Here is a 15,738-nt window from a genome sequence, read left to right as displayed (position 1 = left end):
AGTTGATGCAGGCAGGTGGTTCGGGGAAAGCACAATTTGGCGGCAGAAACCGATTTAAGCCCAATTAACACTGGTTTCGGGCGTCGAAACATGATAAAAATCAGGTGGGCTGCGTTGGGTACAGCGGAGCTGCCCGTGGCTCCGGCGTATCTTCGCCGGGGAGCTGGCCGTATCCGGCCCTGCTCACCCTCCGATTAACCCGCGCCCGTGCTACCTATTCCCATCTACGACCAGAAGTCCCGCATTAAGCTCGTTATTGTGGCCGTGGCCCTGCTGATTGGGGCCGCTACCGTTATTTATACCAATGTGCTGGTGCAGCGCCTCTCGGAGCGGGAGCAGGAGCAGATTGACCTCTACGCCAAAACCCAGCGCTACATTATCAACACCGAAGAAACCTCGAACCTGTCGTTTCTGATGGACGAGATTATCGGGGCCAACACCACCATTCCGGTAATCGTGACGGATGGGGAGGGCAACATCGTGGATGCCCGCAACGTGAACGTGCCCAAGGGCGCCTCGGAACAGGCATCCATCCGGTTGCTGCGCCGGGAAATTGAGCTGATGAAGGAGCAACACCCGCCCATCGTTATTGAAATAGGAGCGGGGTTGCGTAACTATCTGTATTATAAGGAGTCGGATTTGCTGACGCAGCTGCGCTACTACCCGCTGGTGCAGCTGGCCATTATCGGGTGCCTGGCCGTTATTGCCTATTTCGCCTTTAGCTACTCGCGGCGGGCCGAGCAGAACCGGGTGTGGGTGGGGCTGGCCAAGGAAACGGCCCACCAGCTGGGCACGCCCCTGAGCAGCCTGGTGGGCTGGCAGGAGTATTTGCGGGAGTCGGAGCGGTTTCGGGGGGAGCCCATTGTAGAGGAGCTGGGCAAGGACATCCGGCGGCTGGAAATTATTACGGAGCGGTTCAGCAACATCGGCTCGGTGCCGGTACTCAACGACGAGAACATCCTGCGCGTGACCCAGAACGCCATTGCCTACCTGCAAAGCCGGGTGTCGCGCAAGGTTAGCTTCGAGGTGAAAACGGACCTGCCCACCGATACGCCCGCCCAGGTAAACATTCCGCTGTTCGATTGGGTCATCGAAAACATCTGCAAAAATGCCGTGGACGCCATGGACGGTAAAGGCAGCATCACCATTCACCTGCGCCGTCCCATCCGTAACAAGTCTCAGATTGCCATTGATATTACCGACACCGGCAAGGGTATTTCCAAGAGCAAGATGGACCGGGTATTTCAGCCGGGCTATACCACCAAAAAACGAGGCTGGGGCCTGGGCCTGGCCCTGGCCAAGCGTATTATCGAGAATTACCACAAGGGCAAACTCTTCGTGAAGTGGAGCGAAGTAGGCCGCGGCACCACTTTCCGGGTAATTCTGAACGGAGAGTAGCGCGCAGTTCCGCTTCGCGCACGAGCCGCAGGCGAGTTCCCACGCGCGCGGTGCCCTACCGGGATACTCGCTCCGCTCGTGCGCGAAGCGGAGCTACGCACTACTTGCCTCGGTTCGTGAGCTCCACGTAGCTGTTGCCGGTTACGGGGCGGCCGTGGTGAGTGCCTTCTACCCGGCACATGCCTTCCCAGTAGTGCATTTTAATGCCGGCGAAGAGCTTGAGCGTCAGCTCCTGGTCGGCCACCAGGGGCGTAAGGGTGAGGTCGTACTCCTGGCTGGGGATGCGCAGGCGCCACTTGCTGGGGTAGCGGAGCCGGGAGTGGGGGCTGGTCCAGTAATCAAGCACTTCGAGCTGAAAATCCTGGGCTTGCAGGTCTACCTCGTTGCCTCGGCTTGCGCCGCTGTAGGTGCCGCCGCTCACGGTGCGGCTGGAGTTCCGGTCGAACAACTGGTAGGTCATGATTTCGTGGTGGCCTACGGCTCCCGTGGGGTCGGTCCGGCCGCTTTCCGTTAGCAGCGGCTCATCCAGCTGCAGGGAAAACCAGTCCCAGCCAATGCCTTTATTGGTGACGCTGTTGCAGTTCCACTGCCGGTCGTACCACAGGTAGCCCTGTACCTCGTGCATTTTGCCGTCTACTTCAATTGTGCCCGAAGCCGACATACGTGGGTAGCTGTAGTAGCCCGCCCGGGCCACGTCGCCGTAGTTTTCGTAGCCGGTGCCGCTGTGTAGCAGCAGCCCTTTGTGGGGCGTAGTCCGCAGATTGATGGCGTAGCCGGGATGGTCCGCCATGCGGCCCTGAAGCACGTATTCGCCGGTCTGGCCGCCGAGGGTCCAGCGCTGCCCTTTTTTCTGAGTGCTCAGGCTGATGGGTAGCTGGGGCTCCAGCAGTTGGGGCAGGCGCTGCACCTTGTAGTCGTAGCGAAACTGCTGGCGCTGCGGGTCGGTGAGGGCGAAGTTGACCATCTGCCAGTCGCGCTTCCCGGTCAGGTTGAAATGGAAAAACACGTACTCCACGCCAAACTGCTCGCCGGTTTTCACGTCGCGCAGGTGGCCGGTGAAATACCACCACTCCAGGGAGTTTTGCTTGTGCACGGCTTCTTCCTGGGGCAGCTGGGCCCGCTCCGTGAACACATCGAATTTGTTGGTCGGCTTCAGGGCGCAGCCCGCGGCCGCAAGTAGCCATAAGGTAGCCAGCAGGATGTTCTTCATACTGCCGGAATAAGGCATTTCCGGACCGAAAGGTTTGGTGGGCGGGTAGGTTTCAGTGGTTGTCAGCGCTTTTTTTGCCGCTTACGGTCCGCTTGAGGTGAGCCGGTCGAAAGAGTATCGGCAGGTGTGTTCGGTGATTTTCGCACAACTATCATTCCCGTCATAATTGCTGCTTCACTCTGTGGTTTAGCCTGCATCATTACGTTAAGTTTAATGAGAGTCGGTATCGTGGCAAAATCAAGCGGTATTTCGTACCGCTCGAATCCCAGAGCCAGTGCAATAAGGGTATCGGTGGGGAATTTATTTAGCCGTTTCGCCGGGACTTCACAGGTAAAATATCCGTGCTCATCCGTAAGACAACCTACTTCTGTCCTCTGCAAGCCCAGGGAGGCAAAAGGAATGCCTTCACCAGTATTATTATCTACAACCCGCCCCTGTATGGTGATGCTGTGCAGCGGAGTATGCGGTTCTGGTGACTCGTTGATACGGTTGAAAGCAACGCGCTGAACAACTTGTACAGTTTGAGCTTCCGCCACGTCTGGCAGCAACTGCCGCCCACCCAGCACGGCCAGTCCGGCGGCCAGCCACATGCGCCACCGGGGCGCCGGTACGGCGGCTGGCATTAGTGCCCTATCCAACTGACCTGCCCACAGCCGGCCGCATACGGGGCCACTGTGGCGGGCCAGCCACGCTACCACTTCGGCATCGGTCAGAGAAGTAAAATCCACCACCGTTTTGTTGCAGCTGCCGCAGTGGCGGCCCTGGGCGGCGGGCGTCATATTCGCCCAGTTTTCGTGACAGGGCTCGGTAATTTGCAGGATAGTAGCGTGGCGCGGCATCGAAACTGGCAATAGAAGGGGAATACATGTTAAAGCTAACGGCTGCTTTTTACCGGAACAAGCTGATTAACCGTTGCCATAGGCCATTGGGAGAATAGATGGGAGAGTAGTTCAATCCACCTTTTACATCCGGGCTTAGCTGTATGGTGGCTGAACCGTTCTGCGCAAGCACTGAGCCTACACTATGCTCTTCGGCTACAAACCCAATAGAATGAAATTCCACTATTTGGCCTAGGGTGAAAGAGGTAGGAAGAAGTAACTCAAAAGTGCCATCTGAGCGGGTGCTTACACTAATTTGCAAGCCATGCAATAATACCGTCACCCCGGGCAACGCCTCGCCCGTAGCCGCATCCGTTACCTGACCCCGGATGCTAGGTATGGGCTTTACAACCGCCTCCGGGACTAGTGGAACACCCATCAAAATCTGGTGCTCCACCGGCGCGGCCGGCTTGGTTTGCGCCACTGCCGGCACGGTTGCTCCAACTCCTAACACAGCCAGCGCGGCGGCCAGCCACCGGCGTGAAGCTGGCGCTTCGGCCGTAGCCCGCAGCGGGCGGCTCAACTGCTCGGCCCGAAACCGGCCGCAGCCCGGGCCGGTGGGCCGGCTCAGGTAGGCTACCACCTCGGCGTCGGTCATACGGGTAAAGTCCACGACTACCTGGCTGCAGGCGGCGCAGTGGCGGCCCTGGGCGGCGGGCGTCATGGCCTGCCAGTTTTCGTGGCAGGGCTCGGGAATGGAGACGGTGAGGCGGGTAGGCATAACAGCAGCGTAAGGTTCGGCCTGTCTGATGCTGAACCGCTCCGGATTCCACACGCGGCCCTGAGAAAAAACAGGTAGTTACCGCAACGGCGGCTTCTGCGGCGGGTCGTGCCGCATGATTTTGCCCATGATATTTCCCCGACCCTCCACAGATTGCAGCCGGATGATAAGCGGTCTGGGTGCGGGTGAAACGGCTACGGCCACGGTTTGCCGTTTGAACTCGAACGGGCTACCCTGCACCCGTAGCTGCACCCGATTCTTTTGCACCGGAGCCCATTTCTGCGGCATTGTGAAGCTGAAGTTGCCCTGCGCATCCGTCACGGCCCCGTAGTTGGTGTCACCAATAAAAACCTCTGCTCCCGCCACTCCCAGGCCGGTAGAATCGTCGAGCACCCGCCCCCGGATGGTAACAGTACCCTTGGGCGCAGCGTAGCGGCCAGCCTGCTCGGTAGCACCAGTAGGATCGGGCTGCGGGGGCGTTGCGGCTTCGGCCGTTAGCACAGCCGGTTTTAGCCCCAGCACTGCCACGGCCGCCAGTATCCACCGCTGCCAGCGCGGCCGGGGTGCCGCCGCTACCGGCGCAAACTGCCCCGCCCGGAAAAACCCGCAGATGCTCCCCGTGCGGGGCTGCGCCAGCCAGGCCATTATTTCGGCTTCGCTCAGGCGCGAAAAATCCACGACTTCGTGCTGGCAGCTGCCGCAGAAACGGCCGTCGGCGGTAGGCGTCATATCGGCCCAGGGTTGGGAGCAGGGAGTAGGGACGGAGAAGGCCATGGGCAGGATGTTTGTTGAATCAGGCCCCGGGGTAGGGCGGCAGCCCGTAACCCCCAGGGGTGCGGGAAAGATACGCAGGCGGCGCAGCTTTGGGGAGCTAGGGGCTACACCGGTGAGGTTAGGCTCTCTATCTGGCTGCCGCTGATTTCGGGTGCCACAAACTTGATGGTAGCCAGCCGGAGCGGCAGAGGGCCCAGGTGCAGCAAATGTGGCATAACGGCTGGCGAGTGATGTTCCTCGGACTCCAGGATGGCTCCGCCCAGTATCGGGTCCGGGTTGCACAACCGCACAATAGCCCCGGGTGGCGCTACCGATACCTACCGGCTTCCTTTTTCCAAAAACGCCGTGAAACCGACACTACCTAAGTGCAGACTACGCAGTGGTGGCTACCGGGCGCGGGCGTCACATCGGTTCAGGTGGGCGGGCAGGGTTGAGGAAGGGAAACGGAGCGGGACAAAGCAGGAGGACAGCTGACAGCCAGGACCCCGGGGGAGTAACGTGCAGCCGCCCGGCATTATTCTGTATCTTTTGCCCCTCTTTCAACCCCTCCCCAACACCTTGTCTACTCAGATTCCCCCTGCCCGCTCCACCGGCTTGTTCCGCCGCAAGAGCCTTGACGACATTCTGCACAACCCACCTGCCGATGCTGACGGACACGGCCACGGAGGCGGTTTGGCCCGCCACCTTACCGTCCGCGACCTGACGGCTCTGGGCATTGCCGCCGTTATTGGGGCCGGCATTTTCAGCACCATCGGCAATGCCTCCCACGATGGGGGGCCGGCCGTGTCGCTGCTGTTCGTGTTTACAGCCATTGCCTGTGCCTTCTCGGCCTTGTGCTACGCCCAGTTTGCGGCTACTATTCCCGTAAGCGGCTCGGCCTACACCTATGCCTACGCCTCTTTCGGGGAGCTGGCCGCCTGGATTATTGGCTGGGCCCTGATTATGGAGTACGCCGTGGGCAATATCGTAGTGGCTATTTCGTGGTCAGACTACTTTACCGGGCTGCTGAGCGGGGTCGGGCTGGACCTGCCCGTCTGGCTGACCATGGGCATGCAGAGTGCCCACAAATACCACAACGAGGTACTGGCCCTGATGCAGGCCGGCAAACCTCTCACCGAGGCCTCACCCGCGCAGCTGGAAGGTTACAAAGCCTGGGCCGCGGCCCCCGAGCTGGGCGGCGGCCTGCGGCTGGTGCTGGACCTGCCGGCCGGGCTTATCACGCTGGCTATTACGGCCCTGGTGTACGTGGGTATCAAAGAAAGCAAGAACGCCAGCAACCTGCTGGTAGCCCTGAAGCTGGTGGTAGTAGCCGTGGTGATTCTGGTGGGCGCGTTCTACGTGCAGCCCGAAAACTGGAGCCCCTTTGCCCCCAACGGCATCGGGGGCGTGCTGAAAGGAGTGTCGGCGGTATTCTTTGCCTACATCGGCTTCGATGCTATTTCGACGACGGCCGAGGAGTGCAAGAACCCCCAGCGCGACCTGCCCCGGGCCATGATTTACGCCCTCATCATCTGCACCATACTCTACGTGATTATCACGCTGGTGCTTACCGGCATGGTGAACTACAAGGAGCTGGCCGTGGGCGACCCCCTGGCCTACGTGTTCAACAAAGTGGGCGTAAAGTGGCTGGGCGGCGTGGTGGCCGTGTCGGCGGTGCTGGCCATGGCCTCGGTGCTGCTGGTGTTCCAGATTGGCCAGCCCCGCATCTGGATGACCATGAGCCGGGACGGCCTGCTGCCCCCGGTGTTTTCCCGGGTGCACCCCAGGTTCCACACACCTTCGTTCAGCACTATTGTAACGGGCTTTTGCGTGGGCGTGCCGGCCATGCTGCTGAACATGGACCTGGTAATTGACCTGACGAGCATCGGGACGCTGTTTGCCTTTGCCCTGGTATGCGGGGGCATCCTCATCATTGATCCGCTCGGCCAGAGCGACGCCCGCTTCAAGGTACCCTATATCAATGGGCAGTTTCTGGTGCCGTTGGTGCTGCTGGTGGGTGCGGTGCTGCTGGCGGTGTACAACCAGGCGGGCATCAAGGAGTTTACCGCGGCCCTGGGCAGCGGCTACGAGGAAGCGCGGCACTACATCCCGATGCTGGTGTTCTTTGGGTTTTGCCTGGGCCTGGCTTGGCTGTCGTTCCGCAAGCGCCTGAGTTTGCTACCGGTGCTGGGCCTGCTCACCAACCTCTACCTAATGACTCAGCTGGGCATCAACAACTGGTTACTCTTCTTTGGGTGGCTGATTATCGGGCTGGCCTTATACTTCAACTACGGCTATAAGCACAGCAAGCTGGGGCTGAAGAAAGCAGCGTAGTAGCCTCCTACTACGGCTGCTGCAAGGCCCGGCACCCCGGTAAGTCTGCCGGAGTGCCGGGCTTTTGCTTGCGCCTCAGCAGGCGTAGCCCTATACTTGATCCGGAGCCCATCCGGCCCGCTTTTCTGTTCCGCTAGCATGGAATCCACTACCGATTTATCCGCCGCTGCCGCCGCCCTTACTACCCGCCTCGAAGCTTCCCGCCAGGAGCTGCTGGATCTGGGCCTACGCAACCCGCTGCTCAACTTCCGGCCCTCAAAAGTGCGGGGAGTGGAAGTAGTAGGTGAGCAGGCGGAGGCCGTGTGGGAGCGGCTGGTGCAGAAGTCCCGGCCCCTGGTATTTGCGCCCGTGCCGGAAGCAGCCCAGCCCGTGCCTGCTGGCTGGAAGGGGGACCCCGAACGGGCTGCCCGCCGAGCCTCGGCCCTGGGGCTGCCGGTGCCCGCCGTAGCAACGCCCGCGCAGCTGAGCACGGCCGCCGCGCTGGCCGCCGACCCTACCGACAACAAGCTGCAAACCGCCGAGCTGCCCGGAAAGCTGGAAAGCCGCCTGCTGAACACCTACTACACCGCCCGCACCAGCCTGGAAGAGCAGGGCGTGAACATCCTGTACCTGGCTCTGGGGATGCTGAACTGGTACGAGGCCGACAGCGCCGGGGAGGCCCGGCAGGCCCCGCTGGTGCTGGTGCCGGTGCTGCTGGAGCGCGGCACTGCCGCCGAGCGGTTTAAGCTGCGCTACACCGGGGCCGAAATTGAAAGCAACCTGAGTTTGCAGGCCAAGCTGAAAGCCGGCTTCGGCCTGGGGCTGCCGCTGCTGGAGGAAGAAATGCCCCTGGCCGACTATTACGGGGCCGTAGCGGCCGCCGTGGCCGGCTTCCCGCGCTGGCAGGTAGCCCCCGACAGCATGGCCCTGGGGTTTTTCTCCTTCGGCAAGTTCCTGCTCTACCGCGACCTGGACCCCGCCACCTGGCCTGCCGGCAATCCGCTGCTCGGCCACCCCGCCATGGAGGCTCTGCTGGGCCCCGATACCGGCTTCCGCGACGCGGCCCCCACGGTGGGCGACACGGCTTTTCTGGACACCGAAAGCTCCGCCGCAGAGCTGCACCAAGTGCTGGATGCCGACTCGTCGCAGCTGCTGGCGCTGCTGGCGGTGCAGGAAGGGCGCAACCTGGTGGTGCAGGGCCCGCCCGGTACCGGCAAGTCGCAGACCATTGCCAACCTGCTGGCCGAAGCCATAGGGGCGGGGAAGAAGGTGCTGTTCGTGGCCGAAAAGATGGCCGCGCTGGAAGTGGTAAAGCGCCGCCTCGACGCCCTGGGGCTGGGCGCGGCCTGCCTGGAGCTGCACAGCCACAAAGCCAACAAAAAAGCCCTCCACGACGAGCTGCGCCAAACCCTGAGCCTCGGCCGGCCCGCTTCGGCCGCCGGCGTGGAAGACCAGATAGCCCAGCTGCCCCGCTACCGCCAGGCCCTCAACGACTACGCCCTGGCCGTGAATGCGCCCATCGGCCGCAGCCGCCGTACCGCCCAGCAGGTGGCCGGCGAGCTGCTGCGCCTGGCCGAAGAGCGGGGCGCGGTGGAGCTGCCCCGCCTTGCCTTCTCCGGCCTGGCTGCCTGGACCGATGCCGATGCGGCCCGCGCCGAAGCCCAGGCCACCCGCCTGCAGGCCACCCTGCAGAAAACCGGTTCGCCCAAACAGCTGCTGTTCTGGGGCAGTGAGCTGACGGTGTTATTGCCCGCCGCCCAGGCCGTCCTCACCAGCCAGCTGCCCGCCGCCCTGGCGGCCGTGCAGGCCGTGCAGGTCCAGGCCGAAAACCTGGCTACGCTCCTGGGGCTCACTACTCCCGCTGACCGTGCCGCTGCCGAAAAGCTTCTGCCCGCCGCCCGCCATGCCCAATTGGCTCCGCCGCTGGCCGGTGTTGCCGTGGCCGATGCAGCGTGGGTGCAGCACACCACTCGCCTGACTGAACTGCTGCAAGCCGGCGCAACTTATACGGCTCTGCATCAGCAGTATGACGCCATCCTGTTGCCCGAAGCCTGGGACCAGCAACTGCTCCCGGAGCGCGCCGCGTTGCTCTCCTACGGCGACAAATGGTGGAACTTCCTGAGCGGTGACTACCGCCGCGCCCGCCAACGCCTGCAAAGCCTGTGGCGCGGCCCCTTGCCCAAAGATGCCGCCGAGCTGCTGCCCGTCATCGACGCCATCCACGAAGCCACCCGCCACCGTCAGACCCTGACCGAAGCTGACGCCTGGGCCGGCTCCCTATTCGGCACCGCTTGGCAGGGCCTGCGCTCCAACTGGCCGGCCATAACCAAAACCCAGGAATATCTGACCCTGACCCACCAGCGCATCAGCCGGGGCGAGCTGCCCAAGGAGCTGCTGGGGTATTTAACTCAGAAAGCAGAGGCACAAACCAGCCAATCATTTGGCTCCCCTTATTCCCCGGAGAGGGGGGCAGGGGGTGAAGTAACCCACCCACAGAACCTCGCCGCCCAGTTATCCGCCCTTGAAACCAGCCTTACCCAGCACCGCGCCGCCCTGCAGGTCGTAGTGGATTCGCTGCAGCTCAACGAAGCGCGCCGCTTCGGGCCGGAGGGGCGGCTGCAGTTTCAGCCCTTTGCTACCCAGCAGCACACCCTGGCCGCCTGGGCCGCCGATGTGCCCGCCCTGCGCATGATGACGGAGTGGAACAATGTGGCGGCCTCCGTGCAGCAGGAGCAGCTGCCGGAACTGCTCCTGCTGGCGGAAACCTGGCCGGCGGCTCCCCGCTTTCTGGCCGCCGCTGTGCGCCAGACGTGGCTGGAATACCTGCAGCGCCAAGCCTACGAGCAGCACCCGGCCCTGCGGCAGTTCGAGCGGGCCAGCCACGAGGAGCTGGCCGCCCGCTTCCGCCAGGCCGACCAGGATTCATTGTACCACAACCGCATCCGAGCCCTGCGCCGGCACCACGAGGGGCTGCCCCACCCGCAGGCCGGCGGGCAGATGCTCATCCTCAAAAACGAGTTTGCCAAAAAGGCCCGCCACAAGCCTTTGCGCCGCCTGATGGAGGAAGCCGGGCGGGCTATTCAGGCCATTAAGCCGGTGTTTATGATGTCGCCGCTGTCGGTGGCTGGTTACCTGCCGCCGGGGGCGGTGGAGTTTGATCTGGTGGTGTTTGATGAGGCCTCGCAGGTGAAGCCGGTGGATGCGCTGGGTGCCATTGCCCGGGGCCGGCAGCTGGTGGTAGTCGGCGACTCCAAGCAGCTGCCGCCCACCTCCTTCTTCGACTCCCTGACCGGGGCAGGGGAGGAGGCCGACGAGGAAAACGTAACGGCTGACATCCAGAGTATTCTGGAGCTGTGCAAGGCCCGGCAGATGCCCGAGCGGATGCTGCGCTGGCACTACCGCAGCCTGCACCAGTCGCTGATTGCGGCCTCCAACCACCTGTTTTATGAGGATAAGCTGGTGATTTTCCCCAGTCCGGGTGGGCAGGGCCAGCTGGGGCTGGTGTACCATCAGCTGCCCGAAACTTACTACGAGCGGGGCACCACGCGCACCAACCCATTGGAAGCGCAGGCCGTGGCCGAGGCTGTGCTGCAGCACGCCCGCACTACGCCCCGCCTCACGCTGGGCGTGGTGGCCTTCAGCACGGCCCAGCGCCAGGCCATTCAGGACGCGCTGGAAAAGCTGCGCCGCCAGCACCCCGAAACCGAGTCGTTTTTCAACCGCCACCCCCACGAGCCGTTCTTCATCAAAAACCTGGAAAACGTGCAGGGCGACGAGCGGGACGTCATCCTCATCAGTATCGGCTACGGACGCACCAAGGACGGCTACCTCACCATGAGCTTCGGGCCGCTGAACGGCGAAGGCGGGGAGCGGCGCCTCAATGTACTCATCACCAGAGCCCGGCAACGCTGCGAAGTCTTCACCAACCTTACTTCCGACGACCTGGACCTGAGCCGTACCCGCGCCAAGGGCGTGGCGGCCCTCAAAACATTCCTGGGCTTCGCCCAGCACGGCCGCCTCAACCAGAACGAGGAAACCGGCCGCGCCATGGAGTCGCCCTTCGAGGAGGCGGTGCACCGGGCCCTCACGGCGCGGGGCTATGTCGTGCGCCCGCAAATCGGCAGTCAGGGCTTTTACATTGATTTGGCCGTGGTGGACCCCGACCAGCCCGGGCGCTACGTGCTGGGCATTGAGTGCGACGGAGCCATGTACCACTCAGCCCGCTCGGCCCGGGACCGGGACCGGCTGCGCCAGCAGGTGCTGGAGGCCGTGGGCTGGCGCCTGCACCGCATCTGGAGCACCGACTGGTTCCGGGACCCGGCGCGCGAAACGGAGCGCGCCGTGCAGGCCATCGAGGAAGCCCGCCGCCACGCCGTCCAGGACGACCCCGACGAGCCGGAAGAACCGGAAGAAGCCGCTGCGGAAACGGCTGGTATTGAGCGGGAAGAACTGCCAGCAGCTACCCAGACGCTAGCCGAACCCTACCAGGTGGCCCAGCTGCCGGCCGCCGTGGGCCACCGCGAATTGCACCAGCACAGCCTGGGCCAGTTGGCCAATTGGCTTACCCTCATCGTCCGCATTGAAAGCCCGATCCACCTGGATGAGGCCACCCGCCGCCTGGGCCAGGCTAGTGGGGCCACGCAGGTAGGAGCCCGCATGCGCAAAGCCGGCCGCGACGCCGCCCTGCTGGCCGCCAACCTGCGCCATTTGCGCCAGCAGGGCGAGTTTCTGTGGGACATCAGTATGCAGCAGCCGCCCCTGCGTGACCGAAGTCAGCTGCCCGCTATTTCGCGCAAGCTCCTCTTCGTGGCCCCCGAGGAGCTGGCCCGCGCCCTGCGCACGGTGGTAGAGCAGAGTTTTGCCCTTCCCCGCGAGGCCGTGTTCCTGCCCACCGTGCGCCTGCTCGGCTTCAGCCGCTTATCCGACGACATGCGCCAGCAGCTGGACGCCGTGCTGGCCGGTTTGTTGGCAAGCGGCGAGGTAGTGGAGGTGAATGGGGTGCTGAAGCCGGCCAGTTGATTTTCATCCTGTCATCCTGAGCGGAGCGAAGGACCTTATTAAGTTAGAACCGCTCTGCGTACCTCCACGCATCCCTCTGTGGACCTCTGCGGGAACCGATGCCAGAACAAACGTGAAAAGGTCCTTCGCTTCGCTCAGGATGACAGATATGTAAGACCAACCCCATCTACCATGCTGCCTCCCGGCGAAACCATCCTGCTTACCCTGCGCCTGGCCGGCTCCATCCCAATGCGGGCCGGCCGGGAGCTGCACGCCCAACACATAGCCGCCCGCCAGGCCGCCGGCTCCCCGGAGGCGCACCGTCGGGCCGAAAAGCAGTTCTTCGCCGGCTTCGATGCGCTGCTGGACGCCCGCACCGTGGGGCCGGATTATCTGGCGAAGGAAAAGCTGGCCGAGCTGGTGGCCGGCGAGCTGCTGATGCTGGAAGAGCAGGGGCTGCAAGTGCCGTGCTTTGTGCTGCTGCCCAACCATCTGCACGCCGTGCTGCACCTGCCGGCCGGCTCCGGCCTTTCGCTCTACAAAGCTGTGGAGCTGCTGCACCAGCGCACCGCCGTCCAGGCCCGCCGCCTGTTGCGCGGCCAGCTCCCACCCGAGGCCGACTTCTGGCAACCCGGCTTCCACGAACTGCCCATCCTCGATGCTGTTGAGATGAGCCGCGTGCAAACGTATCTGCTGGCGCACCCGCAGCGCCTGAGCCTGCCGGAACGGTTCCGGGAATTGCCATACGTGCACGGATAGCGGTACCCGGAAGGCCGCGAAGCTACCGGTTGCGTAGGTAGCGGAAAGCTCCTGTTTAATGCGCCTTCCCGCTACGCTTGTTTTGCTGCTGCTACCCGTTTTTGCCCGCGCCCAGCGCCCGGATAGCGCCCAGACCAGCCCCGACCGGCTGCTGTTCTACACCTTCGCCAACGACGCCTTTTTCCGGACTGATTACTACTTTACGCAGGGCATGACCGGGGGCGTGGTGCTGCCGGCCCTGCGCCACTCGCCGGTAAACCGCCTGCTGGGGCCGGTGCCAGCCGGGAGTGTGCTTTACCACGGCGTCCGGCTGCACTACGATGGGTTTACGCCCCTGCGCATTCAGGATGATTTCATTCGGGTAGGTGACCGGCCGTACGCTTCGTACTGGTACGCCCATCTGTTTCGGGTGGCCAACCAGCCGGTGCGCCGTTACCGCCTGACCACCGCCCTGAACGTGGGATTTATGGGGCCGGCGGCCGGGGCCGAGGGCTTCCAGACCACCCTGCACGAGTGGCTGGGCGCACCCACCCCCCGGGGCTGGGACTACCAGATTCGCAACGACGTGGTGCTGGGCTACGAGGCGCGGCTGGAGAAGCAGGTGCTGGCCGTGGGCCGCGCCGCCGAGCTGATTGGCGACGTAAATGCCTCCCTGGGCACGCTCTACACCCATGCCGGGGCCGGCGCCCGGCTGCGGGCCGGCCTGCTGCAGCCCTACTTCAGCAACCTGGGCGTGAGCCGGCAGCCAGGCCAGCGCCGCGTACAGCTCTACACCGAGGCTCAGCTCGAAGGCCGCCTAGTGGGCTACAACGCCACCCTGCAAGGCGGCCTGCTCCGCTCCGACAACCCCTACACCCTGTCCGCTTCAGCGGTGCGGCGCACGGTAGCCCGGGGCACCGGTACCGTGGGTCTGGCCTACGCGGGCCTGCGCCTGACTGCTTCCGCCGTGTGGATTTCACCGGAGTTTAGCGGAGCCCGCACACACAAATGGGTGCAGTTTGGGGTGCTGGCGGCATTTTAAGCGCTGTACAGTACTGGTAGCCGGGGCTGGTAGCGAGAATGCCTGAGGGTACGTTGATGGCTGTGCTTTGGACAAGCGTAATAAGCGGCGTATCCTTACAGCTTAAACTCGCTTATCTATGCTGAACCAGATGTGGGCGGCGATGCTGTGTCTGCTCGTTGGCGGTTGCACCTCCAGTGTGTCGGAAACCCCATGGGTAACTCTGAAAGTAGATGAGCAAGTGACCGTACAACTACCTGCGCAACCCCAGAAACTAAGTGCCCCGGATGTACTGTCGGCCCTGCATCCGCAGCGTGAACAGGATACCCAGGTGAAGGCCACGCAGGTGTATAAACTGGAAGATACCAGCGCGGTATATGTAGTTATCAGAATTCCAACTGCAGAGGCACCCGTGTTGCCTCCAACCTTTGAGGAGCGTAAAAGCTACTACCTCAACCGAATGATTCCCCTGATGCTCGGGCGGGAGTATCCAAACCTGTTAGAGCAGTCGGTAACGGAGCAGGATGGAGTAGATATGGTAACAGTTAAGCACAAAGCATTTACTGTTGATAGTGCAGTAGTTATCAAATATGTACGCAGCTGTATAGTTGGCCGAACGGTGTACCAGTTCCACTTCCTGCCGCTCCGTCAGACCGGGGACTTTAAAGAAGCGGAACGGCTCCGGTTCTTCAACTCGGCGCAAGTGCAACAGCCAGCAGCTAAGTAATAGCCCGAACTTACTTTGCCCGGTTGATAATAAACACGCTGAGCAGGATGATACCCATGCCCAGCAGGTGCCAACCGTTGATGATTTCCCCATCGAGCACGCCCCAGGCCAGGGCCATAACGGGTACCAGGTATGTATTGGAAGAAGCAAAAAGCGCCGTAGACTGCTGAATGAGCTTGTTGAACAACACCATGGCCACGGCTGTGCTCATGGTGGCCAGCAGGGCAATGTAGCCGAAAGCCGTCCAGGCGCCGGGTACGTGCTGCAGCTTGTACAGGAATTCCGTGCCCAGCAGCAGGTACAGCAGCGCCGGCCCCCCGATAAACAGGAGCAGCAGCGCCGTAACGGCCACCGCCGGAATACCGTGAAAGTGGTGCTTGATCATGTTGATGCTGATGCCGTAACCCATAGTTGCCAGCACGATGTAGAGGCCATACCAGGCATTGCCCTCCCCGGTGGGCGTGGCCGTGCCCCCGCTGCCACCCACGGCAATGAGTACCACGGTGCCCAACAGCCCTACCGCAATGCCCGCCAGCCGCAGCGCCGTAATGCGCTGCCCGAAAAACAGCGCCCCCATCAGCAGCGTGAAGGCCACGGTGAGAGCGTTGAGCACTCCAGCTAATCCCGAGGCCATTTTGGTTTCGGCATAGGCAAACAGAAAAGCCGGCAACAATGTGCCAATAACCCCGCTTAGCAGCAGCCACTTGAAGCGGCTGCGCTCCACTTGCCGCACGTGGCGCAGGGCAAAGGGCAGCAGAATTAGGGCCGCCACCGTTACGCGCGTTGCGCCCAGCTCCACCGCCGAAAATACGGCCAGCCCCTTCTTCATCAGAATAAACGACGTGCTCCAGATGGTAGCCAGCAACACCAGCAGCCCCCAGGCCGAAGCCGGCACACGGTGCGGGGGCGAGGGCGCTACGGGCGGATTCTCGGGGGCTGCCGTAACGGCCGGGGCAGGAGTATCAATGGGCATGTGGGTGG

General features: G+C 62.8%; 11 protein-coding genes. 6 read left to right on the top strand and 5 right to left on the bottom strand.

Annotated elements, in window-relative coordinates:
- Positions 1-207: 207 nt before the first annotated feature.
- Complete coding sequence (locus EI290_RS02315) at positions 208-1,398, top strand: sensor histidine kinase (RefSeq protein WP_246008825.1); 1,191 nt, start codon at positions 208-210, stop codon at positions 1,396-1,398.
- Between the two features lie 100 nt (positions 1,399-1,498).
- Here the strand turns inward: EI290_RS02315 and EI290_RS02310 are convergent, their stop codons facing one another.
- The 4 genes from EI290_RS02310 to EI290_RS02295 form a co-directional block, all read right to left on the bottom strand.
- The gene (locus EI290_RS02310) at positions 1,499-2,608 is read right to left on the bottom strand and encodes a lipocalin family protein (protein ID WP_185816810.1); all 1,110 of its coding nucleotides are present in this window, start codon (positions 2,606-2,608) and stop codon (positions 1,499-1,501) included.
- A gap of 62 nt (positions 2,609-2,670) precedes the next feature.
- Positions 2,671-3,387, bottom strand: coding sequence for a carboxypeptidase-like regulatory domain-containing protein (locus EI290_RS02305; protein WP_185816809.1), 717 nt, complete (start codon positions 3,385-3,387; stop codon positions 2,671-2,673).
- 109 nt (positions 3,388-3,496) lie between these two features.
- Positions 3,497-4,207: a carboxypeptidase-like regulatory domain-containing protein gene (locus EI290_RS02300; protein ID WP_125426316.1), complete on the bottom strand. Its 711-nt coding sequence runs from the start codon at positions 4,205-4,207 to the stop codon at positions 3,497-3,499.
- 78 nt (positions 4,208-4,285) lie between these two features.
- Complete coding sequence (locus EI290_RS02295) at positions 4,286-4,981, bottom strand: carboxypeptidase-like regulatory domain-containing protein (RefSeq protein ID WP_125426314.1); 696 nt, start codon at positions 4,979-4,981, stop codon at positions 4,286-4,288.
- A 558-nt stretch (positions 4,982-5,539) separates the two neighbouring features.
- Between EI290_RS02295 and EI290_RS02290 the strand changes: the two genes are divergently transcribed.
- The 5 genes from EI290_RS02290 to EI290_RS02270 all read left to right on the top strand — a co-directional run bounded on the left by EI290_RS02290 (position 5,540) and on the right by EI290_RS02270 (position 14,757).
- Entirely contained in the window at positions 5,540-7,294 is a 1,755-nt protein-coding gene (locus EI290_RS02290; protein WP_246008824.1) for an amino acid permease, read from the top strand.
- A gap of 138 nt (positions 7,295-7,432) precedes the next feature.
- Entirely contained in the window at positions 7,433-12,292 is a 4,860-nt protein-coding gene (locus tag EI290_RS02285) for a DUF3320 domain-containing protein (RefSeq protein WP_125426312.1), read from the top strand.
- A gap of 171 nt (positions 12,293-12,463) precedes the next feature.
- The gene (locus EI290_RS02280; RefSeq protein ID WP_125426310.1) at positions 12,464-13,030 is read left to right on the top strand and encodes a hypothetical protein; all 567 of its coding nucleotides are present in this window, start codon (positions 12,464-12,466) and stop codon (positions 13,028-13,030) included.
- Between the two features lie 58 nt (positions 13,031-13,088).
- The gene (locus EI290_RS02275) at positions 13,089-14,051 is read left to right on the top strand and encodes a lipid A deacylase LpxR family protein (protein ID WP_125426308.1); all 963 of its coding nucleotides are present in this window, start codon (positions 13,089-13,091) and stop codon (positions 14,049-14,051) included.
- Positions 14,052-14,169: 118 nt separating this feature from the next.
- Complete coding sequence (locus EI290_RS02270) at positions 14,170-14,757, top strand: hypothetical protein (protein ID WP_125426306.1); 588 nt, start codon at positions 14,170-14,172, stop codon at positions 14,755-14,757.
- A gap of 10 nt (positions 14,758-14,767) precedes the next feature.
- Here the strand turns inward: EI290_RS02270 and EI290_RS02265 are convergent, their stop codons facing one another.
- Positions 14,768-15,730 (bottom strand): DMT family transporter, encoded by a 963-nt coding sequence (locus EI290_RS02265; protein ID WP_125426304.1) that lies wholly within the window; start codon positions 15,728-15,730, stop codon positions 14,768-14,770.
- Positions 15,731-15,738 lie beyond the last annotated feature (8 nt).

The organism is Hymenobacter metallilatus, from assembly GCF_003944705.1.
In the GTDB taxonomy this organism is placed as follows: Bacteria; Bacteroidota; Bacteroidia; order Cytophagales; family Hymenobacteraceae; genus Hymenobacter; species Hymenobacter metallilatus.
This window is presented reverse-complemented; position numbering and strand designations above follow the sequence as displayed.

What these genes read in the sequence shown, in the direction of transcription:
- EI290_RS02310 (WP_185816810.1), bottom strand. Translation starts at nt 2,608, where the DNA reads ATGAAGAACATCCTGCTGGCTACCTTATGGCTACTTGCGGCCGCGGGC.
- EI290_RS02305 (WP_185816809.1), bottom strand. Translation starts at nt 3,387, where the DNA reads ATGACGCCCGCCGCCCAGGGCCGCCACTGCGGCAGCTGCAACAAAACG.
- EI290_RS02300 (WP_125426316.1), bottom strand. Translation starts at nt 4,207, where the DNA reads ATGCCTACCCGCCTCACCGTCTCCATTCCCGAGCCCTGCCACGAAAAC.
- EI290_RS02295 (WP_125426314.1), bottom strand. Translation starts at nt 4,981, where the DNA reads ATGGCCTTCTCCGTCCCTACTCCCTGCTCCCAACCCTGGGCCGATATG.
- EI290_RS02285 (WP_125426312.1), top strand. Translation starts at nt 7,433, where the DNA reads ATGGAATCCACTACCGATTTATCCGCCGCTGCCGCCGCCCTTACTACC.
- EI290_RS02280 (WP_125426310.1), top strand. Translation starts at nt 12,464, where the DNA reads ATGCTGCCTCCCGGCGAAACCATCCTGCTTACCCTGCGCCTGGCCGGC.
- EI290_RS02275 (WP_125426308.1), top strand. Translation starts at nt 13,089, where the DNA reads ATGCGCCTTCCCGCTACGCTTGTTTTGCTGCTGCTACCCGTTTTTGCC.
- EI290_RS02270 (WP_125426306.1), top strand. Translation starts at nt 14,170, where the DNA reads ATGCTGAACCAGATGTGGGCGGCGATGCTGTGTCTGCTCGTTGGCGGT.
- EI290_RS02265 (WP_125426304.1), bottom strand. Translation starts at nt 15,730, where the DNA reads ATGCCCATTGATACTCCTGCCCCGGCCGTTACGGCAGCCCCCGAGAAT.